This window comes from Virgibacillus sp. 7505 (assembly GCF_002272135.1).
Classification (GTDB): domain Bacteria; phylum Bacillota; class Bacilli; order Bacillales; family Amphibacillaceae; genus Terribacillus.
This window is the reverse complement of record NZ_NPBF01000510.1, coordinates 1-206: the sequence shown is the minus strand read 5'-3', so window position 1 is coordinate 206 and position 206 is coordinate 1. Positions and strand designations below refer to the sequence as shown.

The window sequence follows — 206 nt, the reverse complement described above, 5'->3', positions numbered from 1 at the left end:
AAATCTGAACAACAGTCCGTTCATTTACACCGTCGCCATCGTCATCAATACGGTCAAACCGCTGAGCCGTGCCGTGGTAGTGCCCGCTCAGGACAAGCTGAATGGAAGGGTTTGGCTTAATTAATTCATTAAACAGTTTGTCTCCATCCTCAGAGCGTTTGCCATTCACTTGCAAGTAACGGTGCGTAGCAACAATTGTTGCATGG

The 206-nt window shown here is 47.6% G+C and carries 1 protein-coding gene; it reads right to left on the bottom strand.

Translation table 11 applies throughout. From position 1 onward, the window contains the following. Positions 1 to 206 (bottom strand): metallophosphoesterase family protein (locus CHH91_RS20850; RefSeq protein ID WP_176465921.1); only part of this gene is annotated, 206 nt, incomplete at both ends.